The 22713-nt window shown below is 43.8% G+C and carries 24 protein-coding genes and 2 pseudogenes; 13 read left to right on the top strand and 13 right to left on the bottom strand.

What is annotated here, in order from left to right; all coding sequences use genetic code 11:
* The first annotated feature begins 87 nt into the window (after positions 1–87).
* The 5 genes from I8U18_RS14210 (at position 88) to I8U18_RS14190 (ending at position 5547) form a co-directional block, all read left to right on the top strand.
* Positions 88–1314, top strand: coding sequence for an ABC transporter substrate-binding protein (locus I8U18_RS14210; RefSeq protein WP_198056220.1), 1227 nt, complete (start codon positions 88–90; stop codon positions 1312–1314).
* 51 nt (positions 1315–1365) lie between these two features.
* Positions 1366–2256 carry a carbohydrate ABC transporter permease gene (locus I8U18_RS14205; protein WP_198056221.1) on the top strand — a complete coding sequence of 297 codons (891 nt, stop codon included), beginning with the start codon at positions 1366–1368 and terminating at the stop codon, positions 2254–2256.
* Positions 2257–2282: 26 nt separating this feature from the next.
* Positions 2283–3101, top strand: coding sequence for a carbohydrate ABC transporter permease (locus I8U18_RS14200; protein ID WP_198064878.1), 819 nt, complete (start codon positions 2283–2285; stop codon positions 3099–3101).
* A 606-nt stretch (positions 3102–3707) separates the two neighbouring features.
* On the top strand, positions 3708–3887 hold the full coding sequence (locus I8U18_RS14195; RefSeq protein ID WP_033102052.1) for a hypothetical protein: 180 nt from the start codon (positions 3708–3710) through the stop codon (positions 3885–3887).
* A gap of 346 nt (positions 3888–4233) precedes the next feature.
* Positions 4234–5547, top strand: coding sequence for a nucleobase:cation symporter-2 family protein (locus I8U18_RS14190; RefSeq protein WP_198064877.1), 1314 nt, complete (start codon positions 4234–4236; stop codon positions 5545–5547).
* A gap of 80 nt (positions 5548–5627) precedes the next feature.
* On the opposite strand, the gene I8U18_RS14185 is transcribed toward I8U18_RS14190, so the two are convergent.
* A complete protein-coding gene (locus I8U18_RS14185) occupies positions 5628–6575 on the bottom strand; it encodes an aldo/keto reductase (RefSeq protein ID WP_033102053.1) in 948 nt (315 codons plus the stop codon).
* Positions 6576–7005: 430 nt separating this feature from the next.
* Between I8U18_RS14185 and I8U18_RS14180 the strand changes: the two genes are divergently transcribed.
* Both I8U18_RS14180 and I8U18_RS14175 read left to right on the top strand, forming a co-directional pair.
* Entirely contained in the window at positions 7006–7719 is a 714-nt protein-coding gene (locus I8U18_RS14180; RefSeq protein ID WP_198064876.1) for a response regulator transcription factor, read from the top strand.
* Complete coding sequence (locus I8U18_RS14175) at positions 7720–9111, top strand: sensor histidine kinase (RefSeq protein WP_198064875.1); 1392 nt, start codon at positions 7720–7722, stop codon at positions 9109–9111.
* A 235-nt stretch (positions 9112–9346) separates the two neighbouring features.
* On the opposite strand, the gene I8U18_RS14170 is transcribed toward I8U18_RS14175, so the two are convergent.
* Genes I8U18_RS14170 through I8U18_RS14160 form a run of 3 tightly spaced genes read right to left on the bottom strand, consistent with a single transcriptional unit; the run spans position 9347 to position 11760 of the window.
* Positions 9347–10078, bottom strand: coding sequence for an ABC transporter permease (locus tag I8U18_RS14170; RefSeq protein WP_198064874.1), 732 nt, complete (start codon positions 10076–10078; stop codon positions 9347–9349).
* A gap of 12 nt (positions 10079–10090) precedes the next feature.
* Positions 10091–10843 (bottom strand): ABC transporter permease, encoded by a 753-nt coding sequence (locus I8U18_RS14165; RefSeq protein WP_198064873.1) that lies wholly within the window; start codon positions 10841–10843, stop codon positions 10091–10093.
* On the bottom strand, positions 10840–11760 hold the full coding sequence (locus tag I8U18_RS14160; protein WP_198064872.1) for an ATP-binding cassette domain-containing protein: 921 nt from the start codon (positions 11758–11760) through the stop codon (positions 10840–10842). Before I8U18_RS14160 ends, I8U18_RS14165 begins: the two co-directional genes overlap by 4 nt.
* A 377-nt stretch (positions 11761–12137) precedes the next feature.
* Here I8U18_RS14160 and I8U18_RS14155 point away from each other — a divergent pair, with 377 nt between their 5' ends.
* A complete protein-coding gene (locus I8U18_RS14155) occupies positions 12138–12932 on the top strand; it encodes a carbohydrate deacetylase (protein WP_198064871.1) in 795 nt (264 codons plus the stop codon).
* A gap of 46 nt (positions 12933–12978) precedes the next feature.
* Here I8U18_RS14155 and I8U18_RS14150 read toward each other — a convergent pair whose 3' ends face one another.
* From I8U18_RS14150 to I8U18_RS18265, 4 genes are all read right to left on the bottom strand, one after another.
* Positions 12979–13590: an NUDIX hydrolase gene (locus tag I8U18_RS14150; RefSeq protein WP_198064870.1), complete on the bottom strand. Its 612-nt coding sequence runs from the start codon at positions 13588–13590 to the stop codon at positions 12979–12981.
* Between the two features lie 63 nt (positions 13591–13653).
* Positions 13654–14055, bottom strand: a complete 402-nt coding sequence (locus I8U18_RS14145) for a hypothetical protein (protein ID WP_198056226.1) — start codon at positions 14053–14055, stop codon at positions 13654–13656.
* A 59-nt stretch (positions 14056–14114) separates the two neighbouring features.
* Positions 14115–14888, bottom strand: a complete 774-nt coding sequence (locus tag I8U18_RS14140; protein WP_198064902.1) for a MerR family transcriptional regulator — start codon at positions 14886–14888, stop codon at positions 14115–14117.
* A gap of 90 nt (positions 14889–14978) precedes the next feature.
* Positions 14979–15251, bottom strand: a complete 273-nt coding sequence (locus I8U18_RS18265; RefSeq protein WP_370589272.1) for a Tn3 family transposase — start codon at positions 15249–15251, stop codon at positions 14979–14981.
* Between the two features lie 24 nt (positions 15252–15275).
* Here I8U18_RS18265 and I8U18_RS14130 point away from each other — a divergent pair, with 24 nt between their 5' ends.
* The 5 genes and pseudogenes from I8U18_RS14130 to I8U18_RS18445 all read left to right on the top strand — a co-directional run.
* Positions 15276–15461 (top strand): YhjD family protein, encoded by a 186-nt coding sequence (locus I8U18_RS14130; RefSeq protein WP_198059766.1) that lies wholly within the window; start codon positions 15276–15278, stop codon positions 15459–15461.
* 2253 nt (positions 15462–17714) lie between these two features.
* Complete coding sequence (locus I8U18_RS14125; protein WP_370589403.1) at positions 17715–18125, top strand: DUF1259 domain-containing protein; 411 nt, start codon at positions 17715–17717, stop codon at positions 18123–18125.
* Positions 18126–18173: 48 nt separating this feature from the next.
* Positions 18174–18584 carry a transposase gene (locus I8U18_RS18260; RefSeq protein ID WP_198056227.1) on the top strand — a complete coding sequence of 137 codons (411 nt, stop codon included), beginning with the start codon at positions 18174–18176 and terminating at the stop codon, positions 18582–18584.
* A gap of 222 nt (positions 18585–18806) precedes the next feature.
* The gene (locus I8U18_RS14115) at positions 18807–19580 is read left to right on the top strand and encodes a DUF2935 domain-containing protein (protein WP_198056228.1); all 774 of its coding nucleotides are present in this window, start codon (positions 18807–18809) and stop codon (positions 19578–19580) included.
* Between the two features lie 82 nt (positions 19581–19662).
* A pseudogene (locus tag I8U18_RS18445) lies at positions 19663–19800 on the top strand (Tn3 family transposase); the annotation flags it as partial.
* A gap of 180 nt (positions 19801–19980) precedes the next feature.
* Here the strand turns inward: I8U18_RS18445 and I8U18_RS14105 are convergent.
* From I8U18_RS14105 to I8U18_RS17815, 5 genes and pseudogenes are all read right to left on the bottom strand, one after another.
* Positions 19981–20328 carry a tyrosine-type recombinase/integrase gene (locus I8U18_RS14105; protein ID WP_232331140.1) on the bottom strand — a complete coding sequence of 116 codons (348 nt, stop codon included), beginning with the start codon at positions 20326–20328 and terminating at the stop codon, positions 19981–19983.
* Between the two features lie 117 nt (positions 20329–20445).
* Entirely contained in the window at positions 20446–20895 is a 450-nt protein-coding gene (locus I8U18_RS14100; protein ID WP_198056230.1) for a site-specific integrase, read from the bottom strand.
* Positions 20896–21165: 270 nt separating this feature from the next.
* On the bottom strand, positions 21166–21543 hold the full coding sequence (locus tag I8U18_RS14095; protein ID WP_198059763.1) for a VOC family protein: 378 nt from the start codon (positions 21541–21543) through the stop codon (positions 21166–21168).
* A 149-nt stretch (positions 21544–21692) separates the two neighbouring features.
* Complete coding sequence (locus I8U18_RS17820; RefSeq protein WP_232331141.1) at positions 21693–22091, bottom strand: SRPBCC family protein; 399 nt, start codon at positions 22089–22091, stop codon at positions 21693–21695.
* A gap of 102 nt (positions 22092–22193) precedes the next feature.
* Positions 22194–22409 (bottom strand): annotated as a pseudogene (locus I8U18_RS17815) (ArsR/SmtB family transcription factor); the annotation flags it as partial.
* Positions 22410–22713 lie beyond the last annotated feature (304 nt).

Genomic DNA, 22713 nt, shown 5'->3' with positions numbered 1-22713 from the left:
GTATTCCCTGAATGGACCTGTGACCATGTTCAAGATATTTTTCAACCGGAAATTCGTGTTTCCACAGCTATATGAGGAGGTTGAAATATGAGCCTTTTCAGACAATTCCTCGCGATCCTGTTACTGACTTCACTGGTGTTGACGGGATGCGCCGCAGGGGGATCAAGCAGCAAAAAAGAGATTCGAATCGGGGCTGCTCTCTCTTCACCGGCGGAAAAACAAATTCTGGAGGCGCAGGTCAACGAATTCAAGAAAGAGCATGCTGGCGTGGATGTCAAGATCGAGTCGCTCACGGATGACTACCTCAAGGAAATCCAAACCATGATCGGAGCCCATAAGGAACCGGATATTTTTTATCTGGACAGCATGTATGCTCCTGATCTCATCCGTTATCAAGTATTGGAACCGCTTGATCCTTATATAAAAAAAGAGAAAGTGAACTTAAATGATTTTGAGGATTCACTGGTCCGAGCTTTCCAAAAGAACGGCCATACTTACGGGATTCCCAAAGATTATAATACGCTCGCTCTTTTTTACAATAAAAAAATACTGAAAGAAAAGGGAGTTGCCGTTCCAAAAACATGGGATGAACTGCGTGCGGCAGCAAAAGCGTTAACGACCAGCGAACATAAGGGACTAGTTATCAATCCAGAACTCGCGAGGTTTCAACCTTTTCTCTATCAAAACGGAGGAAAGGTGATCGATGACCAAGGCAAACCGGATCTCAATAGTCCGCAAAATCGGGAAGCCCTGCAATTTTTCACTGATTTGTTTACGAAAGATCACAGTGCTGACACCCCGAAAAATATGGGATTTCAATGGAGCGGAGACGCATTTGCCGAGGGGAAATCCGCGATGGTGATCGAGGGAGGCTGGCTGATTCCGTTCCTCAAGGAAAAGGCTCCGGATCTCGACTACGGGATTGCGGAACTGCCGGTCAAAGCAGCCGGAAAACCGAATTCCAACCTGGCGTTTACGGTAGCTTACGTGATGTCCAAACGGAGTGAGCATAAAGATATCGCGTTTCAATTAATCAATTTCCTCACCAGCGAAAAGGGGCAATCCTATGTGGTGAAAAGCGGGTTAGCCTTGCCGTCCCGAAAAGCGATGGGAGAAAAGTTCATTCAAACCTATCCTGAACGGGCCGCTTTTGTCAACGGAGCGAAATACGCCCAGCCCTTCCAATACGGCGATGCCGGGTCCGCCTTGGTGGATGCTGTCAACAAGGCCGCCGAGTCACTGGTATTGGGACAAGAACATGATGTAGCCAGGGCGTTAGCTGCGGCAGAGCAACAAGCGAACAAAAAACAATAATCAAAGAGAGCGCTTTTTGCTCTCTCTTTTTTCATCAGGCGGGGTGAAAACATGAAACGGAAAAAGCGCTGGACGAGCGATCCATTTATGGGTTATCTGTTCGTTTTGCCGGCAGTGGCCTGTTTATCCGCATTTTTTATCGGTCCGATCCTTTATGCCTTTTATCTCAGCTTTCAGCATTTTTCTTTCCTTAATCCCGAATTGTCCTCGTTTGTCGGGTTGGATAACTATTTGCGCTTATTTACAGATCAGCGATTCCATCGCGCTCTCTGGAATACCACGCTTTATTCCCTGGGAGTCGTACCGGTTCAAGTCAGCCTTTCTCTGTTATTGGCACTGATCGTAGACAGCAAGATCAAGGGGAAAACTTTTTTTCGCGTTACTTATTTTTTGCCGACCGTCACTTCATCTGTAGCCGTTTCCGTTATGTTTCTCTACCTTTTCAAAAAAGAGGGTTTGGTCAATTTATTTCTGTCCCAGTTCGGGATTCAGGGAAGAAGCTGGTTGATGGATGTTGATTTTGCTTTGCCCTCAATCATGCTGATGGCGATCTGGACGACAGTCGGGCAATTTATGGTGATATACCTTGCCGGCTTGCAGGAGATTCCGCAAGATTTGTACGAAGCGGCAAGAGTGGACGGGGCAGGGGGATGGCGGCAATTTTGGCATATTACTTTGCCGCTTTTGAAACCAACCACTTTTTTTATCGTTGTGATGTCCATTATCGGGACATTTCAGGTATTTGACCAAATGTACATCATTTCCAAAGGGGACGGCGGCCCTTTGGACGCCACTTTGACCGTCGTTTTATACCTGTATAATGAAGCGTTCAAGCAATTTGATATGGGTTATGCTTCAGCCATTGCCTTTTTCCTGTTTGCCGTTATTTTAATTTTGACAATCATCCAAAGGAAAATTTTCAAGGATGAGACTTATCAATAATGCGGAGTCGAGGAGGATCAGTTTCCATGTGGAAAAGAGCGGCACGAATATTCCTTTACATTATCGCCATCGGCTATGCCTGTATCACACTTTTTCCGTTTCTGTGGTCGTTTTTCACTTCGCTTAAGTTGACTCCCGATACAAACAAATGGTGGGTGCCTGTATCCAGATTGACCATGGAGAACTATACGAATTTGATCTTCAGCCATGAATACCCCTTTTTTCAGTGGTTTATCAACAGCTTAATTGTCGCCGCTGTTGTCACGGTGGGGAATCTGATAATCAATTCAATGGCCGGGTTTGCATTGGCAAGAATTCCGTTTCGGGGCAGGTCATTTTTGTTTTACCTCGTCCTGGGGATTATGATGATTCCTCCTCAGGTTATACTGGTTCCGATCTATATTCTCCTAAGCAAATTGAATTGGGTCGATACCTATTATGGTCTGACCATCCCCTGGATGGTAAACTGCTTCGGCATTTTTCTCATGCGCCAGTTTTTCCTATCAATTCCCAGGGAGTTGGAGGAGGCGGGTTTTATTGACGGACTTTCACGGTGGGGCGTTTTTTGGAAGATCATTTTGCCCCTGAGCAAACCGGCTTTGGCCACACAAACGATTTTCATATTTATGGGCAACTGGAACAGCTTTATGTGGCCCAATCTCCTGGCCAGTTCAGAAGAAATGTATACTTTGCCTGTCGGTTTAAGCACATTGTACGGGGAATATAACGCTTTCTGGAATCATATTCTGGCCGGAACAATGATCATGACGATTCCGATTATCATTGTTTTCCTGATTTTCCAACGCCACTTTATCCGAGGGATCGCAACCACCGGAATAAAATAGGGTAGATGATTTTCACAAGAGGTCCGATTAATTAATCGGACCTCTTGTGGTTTTAATACGATTTAAAAGAAAATAATTTCTCAAAACTATAGTTAACTTTTTCTAACGAGACAGAGACGAGAGAAACAGAAGATATGAATAAGAGGAAACCAAAATTTTGCCAAAGGAAGAAGATCAGATTTACATACCGTAACAAAACAAATATTTTGTTACGGTATGTGAGGGGATTACAGGGGATCAGGAGGCGATTTTTCTCCTATTCATCTCCTTTTATCCCTGTTTATGTAATCCGAAAACACCCATATAACCCCGGTTTCTCTGATCATCATTTCCAACCTGAAGATCTCTCTTACAGAAACTGTCTTCAGTTTTTTCAACCGCAAAATATTACTCGGCAAACCGGCTGATGCTTCTCCCTGTACATGCGATAATCACCATCTTGCTTCTGGCAGCATTTATTCATGGTGGCATTCCGACGATTGGTTGTATCCTGTTTTTAGCGCAAACCAATTTGCAAAATACATAGTTCGGATAATTCTTTCAACTTGACTTATTCCCGGTCTACCACTATTGTATTAGACAAATCATTTTCTGGAGGGCTTACAATTGGATAAAAGATATCAACTGGATCTGACGATTCAAGACTTGAGACAAGCTAAAAATATCATCCAGCGTGCCGTTGACCGCTTGGAGCAGATCAACCACAGTAAGAGTTTCACTCTTAATAACCTGGCAAATGACTTAAAGGATTTTATTGAAGAATTGGATTCTGATGAGGAATTTTAATTGGTATCATAGTTTTTCGGGTGCCGAATGGATCTTCTTCATCCCTGGTATCCTTCCGGCCAATCGGGGTAAATATATCCTTTTAAGATTCTTTCTTCCTTTATTCCCGAAAATAACAACCTTCTTATTTCGATTCTAAGGCCGTTTTTCTTATTTCCAATACCCAAACCTATCAAAAAAATAAAAAGGCTCTAAACCCGCTTAGAATCGCTCTGGCGGCTTGATTGGATAAACATTTGCAAAAACAGAACAATGCGTTATTATATTAATGTAATTGTTCGTTTTTTATATCGTTTTTTCTCTTTCGATCCACCAATCGTTCACTTCTCATCTCAGGAGGTTTCTTATGAATAATTTAGGGATCTGGAAGACTTTATTTTTGGGATTTCAACATGTACTGGCCATGTATGCCGGAGCAGTTGTTGTTCCCTTGATCGTCGGGTCTTCCTTGGGAATGAATCAACAAGACTTGGCTTACCTGATTTCGATTGACCTGTTTACCTGCGGAATTGCCTCTCTCTTGCAAGTGGCAGGCGGGCGATTCCTCGGCGTCAAACTCCCGATTATCCTGGGTTGCACGTTTACTGCCGTCCCACCGATGATCACCATCGGCAAACTTGAAGGATTACCGGCAATCTACGGTTCCATCATCGCTTCCGGAATCATCGTGATGATCGTTTCACAGATTTTCAGCAAGATTGTCAAGTGGTTCCCGCCTGTCGTCATCGGTTCGGTCGTCACCACGATCGGCGTCTCGCTGATTCCCGTAGCAATGAACAATGTCGCAGGCGGACAAGGTTCGCAGTCCTTTGGAAAAATCGAAAATTTGGGTTTGGCTGCTCTCACCTTGGCCATTGTAATTTTGCTTAACCGCTTTTTCAAAGGCTACATTCGCTCGATTTCCGTTTTGATCGCCATGATCATCGGCACGGCCGTGGCTTGGGGATTGGGAATTGTTGACTTTACCTCCGTCAGTAAAGAAAAATGGTTTCAACTCGTGGAACCCTTCCATTTTGGTTTACCGCAGTTTCACCTGTCCTCCATCCTTACGATGACCCTGGTTGCCATCGTCAGTATGATCGAATCTTTGGGTGTCTTCATGGCCCTGGCCGACTTGTGCGAAAAAAAATTAAGCGATAATGACGTCAAAAAAGGTTTCTTGGCAGAAGGATTGGCCTATGTGATCGGCGGGATGTTCAACTCTTTTCCCTACACCAGTTTTTCGCAGAATGTCGGTCTTGTCGCCCTTAGCAAAATCAAATCTCGTTCAGTTATTGTCGCCGCCGGTCTCATCTTGATGGTTTTGGGGTTGCTTCCCAAAATCGCGGCGATCACAACCATTGTCCCCAATGCGGTCCTGGGAGGAGCAATGGTACCGATGTTTGGAATGGTTATTACTTCGGGAATTCGCATTCTCTCCACCGTTGATTTCAAACAAAACGAGAATTTGCTCATCGTTGCCTGCTCCATCGGCATCGGACTGGGAATCTCCGTCGTTCCCTCAGTATTTAAAGAAATCCCCGAGTCCATCCGGGTAATCGTGGACAACGGAATTGTCATTGGCAGCTTAACGGCCATCATCCTCAACCTCATATTGAACCGAAAAAAAGAAACCGCACAACATGTCAACACTCCCCAATCTGCTGCAGAAACCTTATAAAATGAGAAAAAGGAGAAGGATTTTGATCCTCTCCTTTTCTTATTGGTCAACGGCTCAGCTTGATCAAGATAAAATACTCGCTAAAGTTCGCTTTTGACGGAGAAACGCTTTGCCATCTCGTTCAATCGGTGAAGATCCCTGTTGGTTAAGGTGATTTTCACCGCCTCGATATTTTCCCTCAGATACTTTCTTCGTTTGGTCCCTGGGATGGGCACAATATCATCCCCTTGAGACAATACCCAGGCCAAGGCAATTTGCGAAGCAGTTGCTTCCTTTTCTCTTGCGATTTTTTCAAGCTCCGTCACTAAGTTCAGGTTCTTTTTGAAGTTTTCCTCTTTAAATCGTGTGAAACGACGTCTGATATCATTCTGCGCAAAGTCATCGTATTCCTTGATTTTACCTGTTAAAAAACCATTTCCAAGCGGGCTGTAAGCGACAAGGCCAATTCCTGAATCACGGGCGACCGGCAGGATTTCCTCGACGTCTCTGTTCCATATGGAGTATTCCGTCTGTAAAGCTGTGATCGGATGCACGCTGACGGCACGGACTAAAAGATCAGCATCCACATTGGAAAGCCCGAGGAAGCGGACCTTTCCTTCTTTCACCAGATCTGCCATGGCTCCCACTGTTTCTTCGATCGGCACATTTGGATCCGGCATGTGCAGATAATAAAGGTCAATGTAATCCATCCCGAGCCTGCGCAAACTGCCTTCAATCGCTCTTCTTACATATCGGGGATGTCCGTTCAGCCCTGTTATATCCCCTTGTGCGTTGCGGACCACTCCAAATTTGGTTGAAACAATCGCTTCTGATCGGCGTCCCTTTAATGCTTTGCCAACAAGGATTTCATTTGCTCCCCCAACACCATACAGATCAGCTGTATCGAAAAAGTTGACGCCAAAATCAAACGCTTGATGAATGGTGGCAATCGCTTCCTTTTCATTTGTCTCTCCATAAAATTCGGACATGCCCATACAGCCGAGTCCGATAGCGGATACTTCCAAACTCCCTAATTTCCTTCTTTCCATCACCATTCACCTCCCTTGTCTCCAAACATGCTTTAAAAATATAGTTTATATTTCAAAAAGAGAATAGACTTTTTCTTCTCGTTGAGTTATCCTTATACTCAGAGTATGCCCTGAAACAGTCGCGTTTCGGGGCATTTGTTGTATAACGGTAAAGATCGGATCAGCCAATGCCTCCTTATACTATTCGAAATTTTCGTGTGTATGTATTGTAAACTGATTTGCATTTTGAATTAGTTTAGGTGAATATTAGGAATTGGCATTAAATAAATAAGGATCCATTGATGGGAGTCCGTTCATGTATCCTGACTGTGAAATCGTCCAAGCAGACGGAACTCAATGAGCGATTGAACTGTGGCTAGATCAATAAGATGAATAATAGGTTCGCTTAAGGAATCCCCTATTCATGTATAATAAAATCGGGTGATACCGCATGGAGAATTTAAGAAACAAAAAAATATTAATTGTAGATGATGAAACGGAAATCAGAATTATGATTGAAAGATTTTTAAGAAAAGAGGGTTTTTTTCGCATTTATACAGCTGCCGACTGCGCTACAGCCCTATCGATCTGCCGCACAGGCAATCCGGATATTGCCATTCTCGATGTCATGCTGCCTGATGGAGATGGTTTCTTTCTTTTGTCTTCCATCAGACGTTTTTCGGATATGCCAGTCCTTTTTCTCTCCGCCCGGGGTGAGGATGAAGATCGGTTGCTCGGACTCGGTTTGGGTGCGGATGATTACATTGTGAAGCCGTTTCTGCCGCGCGAACTGGTATTGCGTCTGATGGCGATTTTAAAGCGAGTCTACTCTTCTCCCGTGGCGGAGCGTCTGCCTGTCTTCCAATTAGGGGAACAGATCATTGATTTGAATAGCGCGGTAGTGCACAGGAATCAAAATGAGATTCCATTGACGGCAAAGGAGCATGCTATTCTTGTAAAATTGTATGAAAACCAAGGTCGAATTGTCACAAGCGATGCCTTGTGCAAGGCTGTCTGGGGAGATGACAGCTACGGCTACGAAAATACATTAATGGTCCATATCAGACGGGTACGCGAAAAAATCGAGCCTGATCCCTCCAAACCGCTCTATCTTCTCACCGTCAGAGGGCTGGGATATAAACTGCTGGTTAAGGAGACAAGTTGAGTGGAAGGAATTATTCGCATATTACGCCGGTTTGTCACCACGACCATCTTTGTTTCGATATTTCTACTTATTTTTAACTTCGTACTGCTGGGCACACTGGTGTTCAAGAAATTTACCCAGCGCCCGTCTCCGGAAGGCGTGCTTAAGCAAGTGTCCCAAGGCTTGGTCAGACAGGACGACAGCTATCACCTCGATGAGCATGCCGCCAGGCTTTTGCAGCACAATCAGGCTTGGGCCATGTTACTCAATGAAGATGGACACGTGCAATGGAGCTACCATCTTCCTGATGATGTTCCTCGATCCTACAATCTAGTCGAGGTAGCCAAGTTCTCGCGTTATTATCTTATGGACTATCCAGTTTATATTTTTCAATATGGTGATGACCTGGTTGTGGTGGGGTATCCCAAGAAAAGCTACTGGAAGTATCAATTTAATTTTCTTTCCGATTGGTTAAGGTCGGTACCCCAGCGGCTTATACTGCTGTCATTCATAAATGTGGGGCTGGCTCTCCTGATCTCTGTTGCGATTGGCACGCGTCTCATAAGAGGGATACGTCCACTTGTTACTGGAATCCACAATCTTGCCAAGGAGCAAATGGTCCAGTTAGATTCCAAGGGTATATTCGGTGATTTGGCCCGGAGTATTAATTCCGCCTCAGCTAAGCTACAAAACAAGACGGCTGCATTGAAGGCACGGGATGAAGCACGCTCCAATTGGATTGCCGGGATTTCTCATGATATCCGGACTCCACTCTCAATCATTCTCGGCTACGCAAGTGAAATGGAGGATAATTCAGATTTGCCGAAGGATCAGAGGCATCTAGCTGGTATCATACGGCGTCAGGGCGAGAAATTGCGCTCGCTTGTAAGCGACCTGAATCTGGTCTCCATGCTTGAGTATGAAATGCAACCTTTGCATTTAAAGCCCATTCGACTATCGGTTTTAGCGCGACAGGTTGCCACGGATTTTTTGAATAACGGATTGGATGACCGGTACAACATTGATTTGAAACTTACTGTTGAAGCAGTTCAGATCATCGGGGACGAGAAATTGCTGCTTCGGGCAATTCATAATCTTGTCCAAAACAGTATATGTCATAACCCTCAGGGTTGCAAAATCGTACTGGAAACCTCTCTATCCAGGGACAAATCCCAATATTACTTTATCGTAAGAGATAATGGACGGGGAATTCCACGGGAACAATTGATGGAAATTACCGAATTGCCCTATTCATCAAAGAGAAAGCGGGCTACCCGGGAAGGTCACGGTCTGGGGCTTCCCATGGTGTCAAGAATTATGCGGGCGCATCACGGTCGCCTTATTCTTTCAAGCGGCGTGGAACAAAGAGGTCTAAAAGCAGTTATGCAATTCCCTGTACAATCGAAGATATAAAGTGATCGTGGTAACCATTTATCATTAAAAAGTCGGTGGCATGGAATTTTGCACAACCAGTCAGATTGTCTCATCATGCATATTGTTTCGCATGCGCAATATTATTGTTACATTGGAAGGAGCATGTCGCGGACGGACAAGCTCCTTTTCTATCGAGTTGATAATTAAATTATTATTTCTATACATGAGATTACCCAGCCATATTTTTTTATCAGAAAATACCTCTTATGTGCAATCAGGATGATACAATATCATCGCTCCTCAACCAGCGAATAGACATCGATGCAAAAATAATAATGTAAGCCATATTCACCATCCAAAACAGAATGTTCTGTATATCAGTCAGCTTATTCTGGCTCAGCACGCACATGCCAATGGTGAGTAGCGAGAATGGGAAAAATATGCCCAGCTTGGCAGTATACATGGCCAGACCAATCAAGACCGCACACAGATTAATGCCGATCGGCGTAGCAAAGCTGCGGATCCTTAACGACAGTCCCAATTGCAGAGCGCTAATAGACAGAGAAACGTACCATCCGCGTATCGTCCAGCCTATAGTCTCTACAGGGAAAGGTCCGGGTAAGGTGAAGAGGTTACCTGCAAGCCAGTAGAGTGCCATGAAAAGTGCTTGAGCGAACAAAATTAAAATGCTGACAACAATCAATTTGGCTAGAAACACACTTGCGACTGATACTGGAGAGTCCAAAATCATATTCCAATTTCGGTTCAGATGCTCCAGCCTGCATACATAGGAACAGCAGATGGCGATCAGGATAGGAAGGAAAAACTCACCATAAAAAAGGCTGACCTGTGTCCACAGGCTGAACCAGCTATTTTGCAGGGCACCTTGGTTAAAATAATAATTCGTACATCCAATCAGCAGGCTTATGACAGGAAGTACAGCGAGTACAAGACCGATACGAGAATGCCGCAATTTAAGCCATTCAGCAGAAATACTCCGTTTCATCAGTTCCCCTCCTCAGATTTCCTTCCGTGTTACGTGGATGCTTCCAGCTATATAGAACAAGACGGTCATAGTCAGTGCGGCCACTAAGATCCCGGGGCTTACAGGTTGTGCTATATACTTACCTGAAAACTCAGCATATTGATAAGTAACCGGGCTGAGATCCAAATAATAAGACCAGATAAAGATATGTCTGGCAGTGGCAGGGAACAGTCCGGCAGTCATTCCGATGAAGCCGCCAAGCATGCCTAAGCACAGCGCAAAGGCCTGGTTTTTGATGGCAAAAGAAATCCATTGATGAAGTGCCGTAACTGCTAAAGTCGTCAGTAGGGTTCCCCAAATGAACCGGATCAGTAATTCGATAGGAAGAGGATCGGAAAAATGCTTTAACAGTCCAAACACGATCATGAGTATAGTCTGTGCAAGGATGCCATACAGGAGCAGACTATTGGTGCATATATACTTCGCTGCGTAGAGATGACCGCGGCCCACATTGGTAGCAACAAGCATTTTCCAGGTCGCTCCCTTGTGCTCCATATCACAAATCCGGGAGACGACAATGACCGAAATAATCGGCATAAAAAGTCCATTCATGGAGGATATATTAAAAATGACAGATTCCCAGACGGCTTGATCCGGATTACTGGCAATGGATCGGCTGATGGACATGAAGGCCCAAAACATCTCCACAACAAGAAATAATGTAATCATGATCCATATTTTTTTGCGGCGGATTTTGAAGTATTCAAGTCCTAATATTTTGATCACAAGCTCCTCTCCTTTCCCGTCAACTCCAGGAAAATATCCTCCAGACTTTTCTTCTGCTCCTCGATCCGTATGACAGGAATGTAATGTTCAACAAGCAGTCTGTTGATTTCCGCCACCTCCGTGTCCTCAAGATTGTCGAACTCAAGCCGGCTGCCGCTTTGGACCGGACTGTAGCCTTGAGTGAGAAGCAGCTGCTCTGCTTTGGAATTGTCTCCGGTTTTTATAAAGATGGCGGTTCTGCTTTTTTGCCGCAGGCTTGCCATACTGCCCTGGAACAGCAGATTTCCTTCGCTGATAATGCCTACTGAAGTAGCGATCTGTTCGATCTCCGAAAGCAGGTGGCTGGAGAGCAATACAGTTATTCCATAACGTGCGGGCAATGATTTGATGAGCTCCCGGATTTCACCAATGCCTGCGGGATCAAGACCGTTCGTCGGCTCATCGAGGATCAGCAGCTTGGGGAAGGAGAGCAGGGCCATAGCGATTCCCAGCCGTTGCTTCATTCCGAGCGAATATTGTTCAGCTTTTTTGTGTTTATGATTTTCCAGCCTTACGATACGAAGCGCCTCATGTACGTTTTTATCTGGTACGTTTCGCAGACGCTGCATGACCTTCATATTCTCAAGTCCTGTTAGATGTCCGTAATAGGAGGGAGATTCAATCAGCGATCCGGTACGTTGCAGAATGGATGGGCGATGTTTGCTCATCAGGCTTTCCCCGAAAATTTTGATTTCCCCTTCTGAAGGCTTGATGAGTCCGAGCAGCATTTTTAGTGTAGTTGTTTTCCCCGCTCCGTTTGGACCCAGAAACCCGTAAATTTCTCCTTCTTGAACGTGAAGATTGACTTTATTTACACAATTAATATCCCCATATGTTTTGGACAGACCTTGTGTTTGCACAATAACTGAGGTACTCATATGAAAGTCAGCTCCATTCATTTCTTTTTAGATTTTTCTCCCTTTGGTTCAACTGTAATAAAACTACCTTTCCTCAGTCTGAAGAGAACCTTACACCAAGCTTAAATATTGGCTTAAACTAGAGTCTGTCTGGTGAATCAGTGCAAGTTCCAGATACCGGGAAATTAGAAGTGTTATTTACAGAACATTCAACTGTATGTACCATAAACCAATTTGCGTTTTGAATCAGTTGAACTGAATGTTATGGAAATAGTGTTTTTAAGTATTTTCCTCTTTGTCTATTTTGTTAAGTTCTGATTCCTTTTAATTAGTGATACAAACGATATGTTAAACTAATAGTAGAAAGAGATAAAAATAAAAGGGGATGAAACGAAACCATGCATCGTTTCCTGATTGTAAATGCAGATGATTTCGGCTTATCTGACGCAGTCAACCGTGGCATTGTTGAAGCTCATCAAAACGGGATTGTGACCAGTACCACGATCATGGCCAACATGCCCGGGTTTGACAATGCTGTCAGCCTTGCCAATGAACTGCCTGATCTCGGCATTGGCTTCCATTTTAACCTTACCTACGGCGCCCCTCTCCTTCCCCCGGAAGAAATCCCCTCGTTGGTTGACGATCAGGGGAACTTTCGGCCGATCTCAAGAGAAACAATCGAAAACTGGAAGACGGAAGACATTGCCAAGGAATTGGCCGCCCAATGGGAGAAAGTGAAAGCATCCGGGATCAAGATTACGCATTTGGATTCACATCATTATATTCAGATCATGCCGTCTGTCCGGCCGTTATTTCTTGAATTGGCAAAGAAAGAAAATTTGCCGACCCGGCATACGTTTACTTTGAACTTTCAAGAAATGAATATGCCCCTTGTTTCCAAGCGCTCAGAACTTCCTCCTTCCCACCCTGCTACGACCAAGTTTTTTATCGGGGATATTTATTTTCAGGAAGACAGGTTGAACAAGCTTCTGGGGCATTTGGAAAATCTGTCTGAAGGGCTGACTGAACTCAACTGCCACCCGGGTTATATCGACGATGATTTAAAGCGCCTGTCCGCCTGGACCGATTATCGGGTCACTGAATTGCAAACACTGACTCACCCGGAAGTGAAAAAACGCGTGCAAAAGTTAGGAATTCAACTGGTGCATTTCGGAACGGCCCGCCTTTCCTGAACAGACCGAGCGGCACTCTTTCTTGCGTGAGTGCCGCTTTTTCGCCTCAATCATGATGCGTTTTCCCCGATGCCGCCAATTGGATCATCATCTGTATTTGTTCCCCGGTAATCCGTTCGGTTGATAAATCGGGAAGATGATCAACCGGATAAAAAGCTGCTGCTTCCGTTTCGATGCTGCTGGACGGTTGGCCTCCGATCAGTCGTGCAAGAACAAAAATTTTATAAATGGAATACGGAGAAGGCGGGTGGTTGTACCGATTCCGATCCAAGATTGCGAGGATCCGCTCCGCCTCCACCTCATATCCGGACTCCTCTTTTACCTCTTTTACGATGTTCTCTCCCAAAGACAACCCGGGTTCCGCCCATCCCCCAGGAAGTGTCCAATTCCCGTCGCTCCTCTCTTTTACCAACAGAATGTGCTGATCTTGGAGGATCACTGCTCTCACGTCAATCTTCGGTGTCTGATAACCGGTTTCGTTCAAAAAAAGCCCTCTTACCCTTTTCATGGATGTTTCCGAATAGCGGGAGACCATGCATGCACTGATTTCTCTTAATTCCCGGTAGCGTTCCCGATCAAAGGGATCTTTGCAATAAGCCAGGCCTGATTGGGCAATCGCTTGAATTCGCTTTGCAATTTCCAGCCAAAAAGGTTCCATGCTTAACTCTCCTTTTTTGTATAGAAAAAAACCCACCATATTCATATGATGGGTTTTATCTGTTCAATTCCAAAAACGGGACCGGTCGGAAACTGAATATTTGACATACCAGTGGCTGTCAGGAGTCTCATTGACCAGTCGGAAGAAATAATAGCCGTCTTCGGGAACGGTATAAGGGGAATCGGCGTGGGAGACAAAATTGTATGCATTGCCAATACGGGTTTGCACAAGCGTCCCGTCTTTCTTGTAAAGTTCAATGCGAATATCAATATATTCACGATCAGCCAGATTGTCATTTTTAAAGTAGATCTCGCCCGCTTTGGCATAAAATACGCTTGTGCTGTGTTCTGATGTAACCACGGCTTTGCCTCTGACAAACGTAGCCGCATAGGATTGCTCGGATGACAAAACAAATACGAACAAAAACGCCAACAGACCTGCCAGTACCTTTTTGATCTTGTCCACCCCCTGTATTTAATTATTCGAATAACAGTCTCTTTTTGTGTCCGTGTCCCGGAATTTGATCAATTCATTTTGTCCGCAAAATGCTCCGCTGCCAAGCATAGATAATAAGCAAGACCAGTCTGTTGATTTTCAAGCATTTGACGATGGAAATCATCATCCAAAAAGAAGCGCGTCATTGCAGCAAAATCTCGCGGTGTTTCAATATGGTGACGTTGTTTGAGACCGGCTACATGTGAATCGATCAAGTGCTGAACATGGCTGTTAGTATGCTTGATCCCGCTCGCAAGGGCGCGGGCCATACCTGTGATGAATTGTTGGGCCTTTCTAGCCTCTTCATTCATCTCCTCGGGAACGATCGGTTTCTCTCCCAGGTCGTGGCCGTAGTTCTCTTTTAAATATTCAGTCTGCTCACGCATCGCGTTACGCCATTCTTCTTCCGTTTCAAAACCTTTAAACATGTCTGCTTGATCCATGGGTTCTCCTTTCTCGGCAGAGCGGATCGATTCGTTGATTGTTTGAATCAGGTCTGCTGTTCTTTCCATACGAGCCTGCAGCAGCCTTTTTTGCTCTTTCAGTATCCTTATCCGATCATGCTCGCCAGTCAAAATTTCTTTAATCTTCTTGAGAGGAAAGTCGAGTTCACGGTAAAACAGTATTTCCTGCAAACGCTCCAGTTCTTTCCTGCCGTAGAGGCGATAACCGGCATCGTTCACCTCGCAAGGCAGCAAAAGACCAATTTTATGATAATGATGCAATGTTTTCACTGTCACGTTCGCGATCTTTGAAACCTGTTTAACGGTATAGGGGTAAGTCCGAGATACGTGTAAAAATATACAGTTATAAATGGAAATTTGTCCCAAACCACAATAACACCAGCTCCCTTGCCTGTTTCACGTTAAGGGAGCTGGTTAGTTTATGACTTGCTATTCCACAATGCTAGTTGGCAGGATTAATTGTGGTTCTGGGGGCTCAGGTGCATTGTCCATGTCAATTACATAGTCACCAAAGCGCTTAATGTGACTGGTCATGTAAGGACTCAAAGTAGCCACGGCTTCACTTTCGATTCCGTATCCGTCTCTGGTCAACCCCCGTAACATGGCTGTTAAGTCCACTACATTCTGAAGAATAACTGCGTTTGCAACAAGATCATTGTACTTAATCACCTTTTCTTGCTCTTCCGGATGATTATCAGCAATAATGCTTTCACCGCCGAAAAGGACATGACGGAACTACGGGGGTATTTCAGAAGATCGCCAGGGGAAATCATCGAGATCAAACAGGAACCGGAGTATCGCTATGTAGCCTACAAGTACAAAGGATATAGGCAGGAAATGAAGTTCCTGAATGAGTGGATCAAGGTCGAATGCAGCGAAATCTTGAAGGAGTATCTCAATCGAGAAAATTAAGGTTCAACCGCTGTAGGCAGCCCACGAAAATTAGGAACAAAATATTTTATGTAATAGGGTTACTGACCTTGTAGTAAGAACAAATTGATAAATGAAAGACAGTATTTTCTTTATTGGAGGGTCAGTAACCCTTTGTATTATTTAGTACAGCGTTTCCTTACAGTTATTAGCACTCATGGCGATGGCGGCGGTGGTGACGACGGTGGTGGCGGCGATGATGACGGCGGCGCGGGCAACAGAATCGGAAGCAACGACGGTGTCTTCTTCTGAAACACATACCGATCACCTCCTTTCATAGAACAAAAGGAAGTTTGATTTAGGGTAGGGGAAGAAATGAAAAAGGATGGAGTAAAAGCGGGGAAGTAGATGGAAGTAAAACTCTTTCTAATATTATATGTTTTTGGTTAACGATTGGTGCTGGGTGTCAGCATTCTGTCACACCCAAAGGGAAATCATCATATGATGAACTAGATCATTAGTATACAGGGGAAAGAGACCGTATACGATGATGCGACGTATCTTTAATGGAGCCCCATGATAGCCAGCTCATCAGCCGTCCATAAGGATGGCTTTTTTTCTGTGAAAATAAATCAGCACACCTCTTTTTTAAATCTTTCGCAGAAGCCGCTTTAACCTGAAAAAGGCAATAAAAAGCCACCACGATGTTAATTCGTGTTTTTGTGAATATTCACTTCTCCTTGTCTTGATAGTTCCAAGTCTGGAAATTCACTCGAAAAATAATACCATTTTTCTGTCCGTGATCATCGCATTTACCATTCGATGTCGACATAGGGTTGTCCGCTGAGTGAATTTATACAGTTTTTGTTCCAGGGTCGAACCACTATAAAAGAGCGCGTAGTTCTTCTCTGACTTGGTGTTAACAAGTATGGTCTGGAAATTCAACATGGAAACATTTTCATGTCTGGGTTGTGGCTATTCGTTTGTCATGACAGTTTTTGTTTGAAATAAACAAAAGAACCACCCAGAGAGCAGACGTTATTCGTGGGATGGAAACGCGGTCTAGGAAGATATCGGTCCAAAAATCAATGGATATAGGATAAAAGCACTTTCCCTTTGGATTTGATTACATACGATTCCACATCGGTAAGAATCGTTCGATAGGTCTGAATCGTTTTTGGACTCATTTCCTCCTGTCGAGATGGGATAAGAACGCATCGTAGAGTTTAGCGCAACTTTTCGTTTCAAGAAAAAGAAGCGAAATTTGCTTCCATCTCCTTGACATTTTATCATAGGATGATCAAAAAATGAATCAAAATTTCGAATAAAGGGATGAAGCGTCAGAACCAAATCACCCCGAAACCATAAGGCTACCCAAGCGATTGGGCAGCCTCCTTTTTAGGGGGTTCTCCAGTCATCGGCGGCTTCCCTCTATCTCTTCAACAGTTCGATCAAAATCTGGGCTAGTCCAATCATCACCATCACTTGCTCCCGGGTGATATACTTGTTCACCATGGTATCGCCCCCTTCGTTTTGTCCGTACATTATACATTACCGGCGGGAGGAGCATTTCGCACAGCCGGAGACGAAAAAAATCGATTTTCCTTTCCTTGTGGAAGGAACATTCCCCTCCTATCAATGGATTCTCGCTCCAATGTGGGGGAGAGGTTTTTTGTAGCTGCCCAAGTATTTCGGGCATCTTATTTCATTAGCTCAACAACAATGGAGATGATGGCCAAGATACGCTTAACTGTTCCCAAGTCACCGGTTGTCGCATCAAATCAATCCTTTGGATAGAAAAAAGGACGCCCGCAATTGGACGTCCTCTCATTACTATTACACGACGCTAACAGGGGTGTGCGCGCATAAAATCGCGAAAAAATCCGTTCACTATTTATGCACAGTGAATAAATGAAAAAGGACATAATGAGCAAAAAAATTCCCTCATTTTATATATGGGGACCGAATGAGCCAAAAGTGACATAACGAACAAAAATCATGAAAAAAATTTTCCCACTCATATACAATAAGCACAAAAGTGCTCTAAAAGTGACATATGGATCAAAAAGTGACGCAGAATTAATGTGGCCAGATTTGGATTTACCTCGGATTAACCCCTTATAGTTCAACAATTAGAGAAGACCTGCTCGAAAATCTCAGTAATCTAATGAATTTGGGCAGTCCCTATATAGCCGGATCTGACATACCAGACACGCCCTAGTTGGATAGCAGTTTCACAATTTTATTTTAATTCATATCTTAATTTGTACCCTTATTGTAAAAGGAGGTTATGAGGTGAAAACAGTAGGTCCTGTTTGTAAAAGATTTGCAGCCATACTTGGCGGAACTCCTCAAATTGTCAATGGTGTTTGTACCGTAACCCGGATTATCCCCCATCATGTTACCATTGAAGGTCGTCGGTCTAAATCGCCTTTGACATTGGCAGCTTTATTTTCCTTTGAATCGATCGATAAAAATGGGCGAGCTTTAAATCTTGGGGAAACTCATATTTTACAAAAAGACGTCAACCGTTTTATCTCCGCATTACGAAAACGAAATATTCTAGTAACGGCTTTGCATAATCATTGGCTGTTTGACAAACCTCGGATGATGTTTATCCATTGGCAATCTGTAGAAAATCCCATAACTTTTGCGCAAAAAACAGCTGAAGCACTTAAATACGCGTTGGAAAAAGGTGGAACATGAGATCGCTAGCTCAAGCATGTCCAAACCTACTGTCATGCCGTTTCTGATGTGGATTGGCTTGTTTTCGTCGACAGCACCATTGTCCGAGCTCATCAGCAGCCGCAGGCGCGCCAAAAAAAGGGGGATCCTCGCTTCCAAAATGAGGCACTCGGACGAAGCCGTGAAGATCTGACGACAAAAATTCACCTCGCTTGTGACGGGAAAGGTTGTCCGCTTGCTTTTACCCTCACTCCGGGTCAGCAACATGATTGCACCCAATTGCAAGCTTTGCTCGACTCGATCTGTGTTCCCAGTTTCGGAAAAGGAAGGCCTCGTAAGAGGCCGGATCATCTCATTGCGGACCGTGGTTACAGCTATCCGTCCTGTCGACTTCTTCTGCTTAAACGGGGCATTCCTCATCAATCCCGGAACGTAGGGATCAGGCTGAACGCCGGTCCAAAAAAGTCGAAACGTGATTGAAGGCTGTATTACTCGTCTGAAACAATGGCGCGGCTTCGCCACTCGTTATGAAAAACGGGTAGCTTACTTTTTTTGCTGCCATCGGCTTGATTTCCCTGATGATTTGGCTCAATTAGTGATTCACCAGACACGCCCTAGTCGTTTTTTTCATTTTTTGGGCATATGGCGGCAAATGCCTTACATAATCATATGATTAGTTACTAACAAGAATGGGGTGGGACTATGTCCTATACGGATAATTATGAAAGAGACATCTATGGGATAATAGCTTTTTGGGTACAAAACAATTTTGATCACGGTCGATTTTTTGATAGAGAAATAAGCCATTATGAAGTGGAACTAGCCCGTACGAACCAGTATATGATTCAGCATTTGGGAACGATATTGGAAAAAGCAAAATCAAAAAAAGCGGATGTCGGAACTTTGATTAATGAAGCTCAACATGCGACACATGAATTTCACAGTTTACTCACCTATACGCTGGATAAAGCTTTACGGTGTGAAGTCATTATTTCAACTCCACAATCACTTCTCGATCATATGATACGGGAAGCAGAAGAGACTGTGTCAGTCTTTAAATTACTACAGACTGGTAAGCGAGTTTCACCAGCCGACGCAACCATACATGAAAATTACTTTTGGTTGAGGCAAATGGCGGATCATCTTAGCTTTATAAGCCATTATTTAGATACATCAAATTATGAACTTCATGATCGGGTTAGACAAATGACAAAAAAATTTGAAAACCTATTTCTCCAAGCAAATGCACTCAGAACAATGATACGCCGTCCACGTAATGAGGTGTTACCGGTTTTACACAACTTCAACCAAATGGTTATTAAAGAAGCTAAAGATCTCGAAGCATTTAAATTGGAATTAGACGATCTAATCAAACGATGTGCTGCTGTTACAACTTCACCGCCAGATTTATTAGAACATATTGCCAGGGAAGCGCATCACTTATGGAGAAACTTAGAGGATCAGGTTATATTATAGCGCCCCTCTCTTAAATCTTCTTTTCTACCAATGTGAACATCTACCCATACAATTTTTACTCGATAATGGTTGCTTTAATCCAATTGCATGTCAATTAAGGCGAGAAGGTTATTACATAGACCCAGACGATCTGAGTGCACTCAGCCCTTATCTAACAGAACATATCAAGCGATTTGGTGATTACGTAATCGATTTACAAGAACCGCCTCAGCGCCTTTGATGGAAAGCTGGAATTAAAGCTAAAAACCACTTGAAGGCTCCTAGACCCCTGTTTTTATACATGAAAAAGAGCTTCCCTTCTCGGGTAGCTCTTTGTGTATTTCAGGGTAATGGCTTGGAACCGGCACAATTATTTATTCATCATTTAAGGGGTTACCCGTGTCGGCTAATAACTTGTGGTTTACATCCGTTCTTCACTAATAAGCTCAACGGCTTTTCTTAGCTCTCTTTCCGATGGTGTCGTATAGCGCCGGGTCGTTTCGATGGATTCATGACCGGCGAGCGCAGCCACATTTTGAATATCCACGCCTTGATCAATTAAGCTTTTGCAGAAGGTATGGCGCAAGCAATGGGCAGATACTTCTTTGTCATCCAAGACAAGGAAGTATTTTTTTAATTGGTCATGGATCCCCTGGCGTGTAATCGGCGCGCCTTTGCGGGTAACAAAGAGGCGGTCGGTTACGAGCTGGCCGCGCTGCTCGATCCATTCCTTATAAGCGGTAATCAAATCGGGATTCATGGAGACCATGCGACATTTACCACCTTTTCCGGCAGTGACCAATATCTTTCGTCCACCGTCATCAAATCCAAATCTTTCACTTCGCTGATCCGCAGGCTCGCTCTTAACAAGATCATGATCGTCGCTTTATCGCTTGCGTTTCCATTCGTTTTTGACGCTTTCGACAGAATGAAGAATTTTGGCCACTTCTCTTCGTTCTAACCAGCGCGGAGCCTCGTTGACCTGAGAGGAGCGCTTGGTTTTCACCTTTTTCGTGATATCAACCGGAGCCAGACCCGTATCAATGAGAAAGGACCAATAAACTTTCAGGGAGGAAATTCGCTTATTGATGGTGGCCGGTTTCAATTTTTCGTTGGTTTGCATGTGTTGCTTCCAATCTTGGACATCCAAGATCGTAATGTCTTTTGGGATGAAATCGACACGATTGGTTTCCATATACCATTTCTCGAAGAGTCGACGGGTCGGAGATAGGAAACCCTTTCCTTCTTGTTTGAGCCAGGTTTCAAATTGGTCTAAGTAGTTGATCATGATCACCTCATCGGTTATGTATTCTGTAAAAGTTAATTTTGCCTTCATTACATCGTATTCTGTAAAGTAAATTCAATGGGTTCGGATAAATTTTGTTGACAGAATACATATTCTGTAAAGTTTTTTATTCCCGAATTCGCTCCTCCTGATGGGGTAGGGGTAGAAGGAGCATCCGTCGATTTTGGCCACCATTTACCCAATAAAACGCCATCTAAGACTCAAGTGTTCAATGATAAATGCTCCAAAACAATGAGGCGATCGCTTCCGATATTAGCTGGAGAGCAATCGCCTCATAAATTCTAGGCTATATTTATATGATTAGTTACGTGTGTTGAGGATCCAAGTTACGCCGAATCTGTCTGTTACTACTCCATGTGCTGGGCTCCAGGGAGTTTCTTGCATCGGCGAAACTATTTGACCACCATCTTGCAATTTCCAAAATACTTCTTTTGCTTTTTCTGCATCATTCAACGGCATGTATAGGGTTACCTGAGATGATTTGATTTTATTTGGTGGTAATTCATCTGAAAGCATAAAATCCGTATTACCCACTTTTAAATGTGCATGTTGTACACGTTCATTCGCATCATCAAGAACAACTGTAACAATTTCTGCATCCAATGCGTTTTCATAAAAATTAACAGCTTCTTGTCCATTTCCATCCAAGACTAAATAAAAGTTAAATCCTAAATTCATAAAATTCACCTCAATATATAAAGCTCGCACTATGCGAACATCTTCGCTAATAGTTCCTCAAGACGATCATGTGTAGATTTTGCGACCTTAATGGCTACGTGATTGATCCGCATATCAAGTTGGGGGCGACTTGATGAGCGCCTGCACAGTTATGCTAACACTTTTTCGAGCTGGTCAAGCATTCTCTGCCAACCATGAATCGCTCCGTTTTTCGCTTGTTCATTTTTGAATCCAGTTTGTTCAAGATGCAGATGGGTAGTACCGTCCGGAGCTTTTTTCAAAGTCCATGTAACCGTTGTATTTTCCGAACCGCTTACCCAAGTGTAAGATAACTTCTGAGGCTCGTCCACTTCGAGTACTTCGCAATCTATAATTCCATTCCACCATTCTGTTGGCTCGGTCCGAAACTGAAATTTATGCCCAACGACCGGTTTAAAATCATTATCCATCCCTATCCATTTCGCGAGGGTATCCGAATCTGTTAAGGCAAACCACACCTGCTCGATTGAACTTTTAAAATGAAAATCTAGTGAAACATCTGGTTTCATTTTTGTTCCTCCTGAATCCTCTTGTAGTAAATCCTTTAAAAGCACAATTCTTTCTTTCCAGAATTTCTCGTAAAAAGATACCCAATCCTGAATTTCTCTCAACGGAGCGGCATTCAACCGATACCGCGTTTCCCTACCAACTCTTCGGTCGGTTACAAGACCGGCGTCTTTAAGGATAGCCAAATGTTTGGAAACCGCTGTACGCCCCATTTGAAAATGAATCGTTAATTCATGAAGAGGCAATTCTTCCGCATCTGCTAACAGACGAAGCAGTTTACGCCGAGTTGGATCAGCAACGGCGGCAAAAACGTCCCGCATTTGACCTTTTTTCGTTCAAATCACCTCCCCCTTATAATCATTTCCTAAAATGACACCGATTAATTAGACACCATTTGGTGTCGTATTCATTATAGGACACCGATTAGTGTCATGTCAAATCCTATTTATTGGTAAGATCACACCAAAACTGCCTACCTTCACCCCTATAAGGGGTAGAGGGAGCATAGAGCAATTTGCCGCCATTTGTTACCGCCGGTCTATAATTGACCCAGGATCGCCGAAAAAGAATTGACCCACTCCCCGTCGAATAAATCCCCTTCGAATAATACCGCCAAATTTCTTC

This window comes from Thermoactinomyces sp. CICC 10522, from assembly GCF_016055075.1.
GTDB lineage: Bacteria > Bacillota > Bacilli > Thermoactinomycetales > Thermoactinomycetaceae > Thermoactinomyces_A > Thermoactinomyces_A daqus.
The sequence above is the reverse complement of the archived record's forward strand: the minus strand, read 5'-3'. Positions and strand labels throughout refer to the sequence as shown.

Coding starts and splice junctions, on each gene's coding strand:
- I8U18_RS14210 (WP_198056220.1), top strand. CDS start 88: ATGAGCCTTTTCAGACAATTCCTCGCGATCCTGTTACTGACTTCACTG.
- I8U18_RS14205 (WP_198056221.1), top strand. CDS start 1,366: ATGAAACGGAAAAAGCGCTGGACGAGCGATCCATTTATGGGTTATCTG.
- I8U18_RS14200 (WP_198064878.1), top strand. CDS start 2,283: ATGTGGAAAAGAGCGGCACGAATATTCCTTTACATTATCGCCATCGGC.
- I8U18_RS14190 (WP_198064877.1), top strand. CDS start 4,234: ATGAATAATTTAGGGATCTGGAAGACTTTATTTTTGGGATTTCAACAT.
- I8U18_RS14185 (WP_033102053.1), bottom strand. CDS start 6,575: ATGGAAAGAAGGAAATTAGGGAGTTTGGAAGTATCCGCTATCGGACTC.
- I8U18_RS14180 (WP_198064876.1), top strand. CDS start 7,006: ATGGAGAATTTAAGAAACAAAAAAATATTAATTGTAGATGATGAAACG.
- I8U18_RS14170 (WP_198064874.1), bottom strand. CDS start 10,078: ATGAAACGGAGTATTTCTGCTGAATGGCTTAAATTGCGGCATTCTCGT.
- I8U18_RS14160 (WP_198064872.1), bottom strand. CDS start 11,760: ATGAGTACCTCAGTTATTGTGCAAACACAAGGTCTGTCCAAAACATAT.
- I8U18_RS14155 (WP_198064871.1), top strand. CDS start 12,138: ATGCATCGTTTCCTGATTGTAAATGCAGATGATTTCGGCTTATCTGAC.
- I8U18_RS14150 (WP_198064870.1), bottom strand. CDS start 13,590: ATGGAACCTTTTTGGCTGGAAATTGCAAAGCGAATTCAAGCGATTGCC.
- I8U18_RS14130 (WP_198059766.1), top strand. CDS start 15,276: ATGACGGAACTACGGGGGTATTTCAGAAGATCGCCAGGGGAAATCATC.
- I8U18_RS14115 (WP_198056228.1), top strand. CDS start 18,807: ATGTCCTATACGGATAATTATGAAAGAGACATCTATGGGATAATAGCT.
- I8U18_RS14105 (WP_232331140.1), bottom strand. CDS start 20,328: ATGGTCTCCATGAATCCCGATTTGATTACCGCTTATAAGGAATGGATC.
- I8U18_RS14100 (WP_198056230.1), bottom strand. CDS start 20,895: ATGAAGGCAAAATTAACTTTTACAGAATACATAACCGATGAGGTGATC.
- I8U18_RS14095 (WP_198059763.1), bottom strand. CDS start 21,543: ATGAATTTAGGATTTAACTTTTATTTAGTCTTGGATGGAAATGGACAA.
- I8U18_RS17820 (WP_232331141.1), bottom strand. CDS start 22,091: ATGAAACCAGATGTTTCACTAGATTTTCATTTTAAAAGTTCAATCGAG.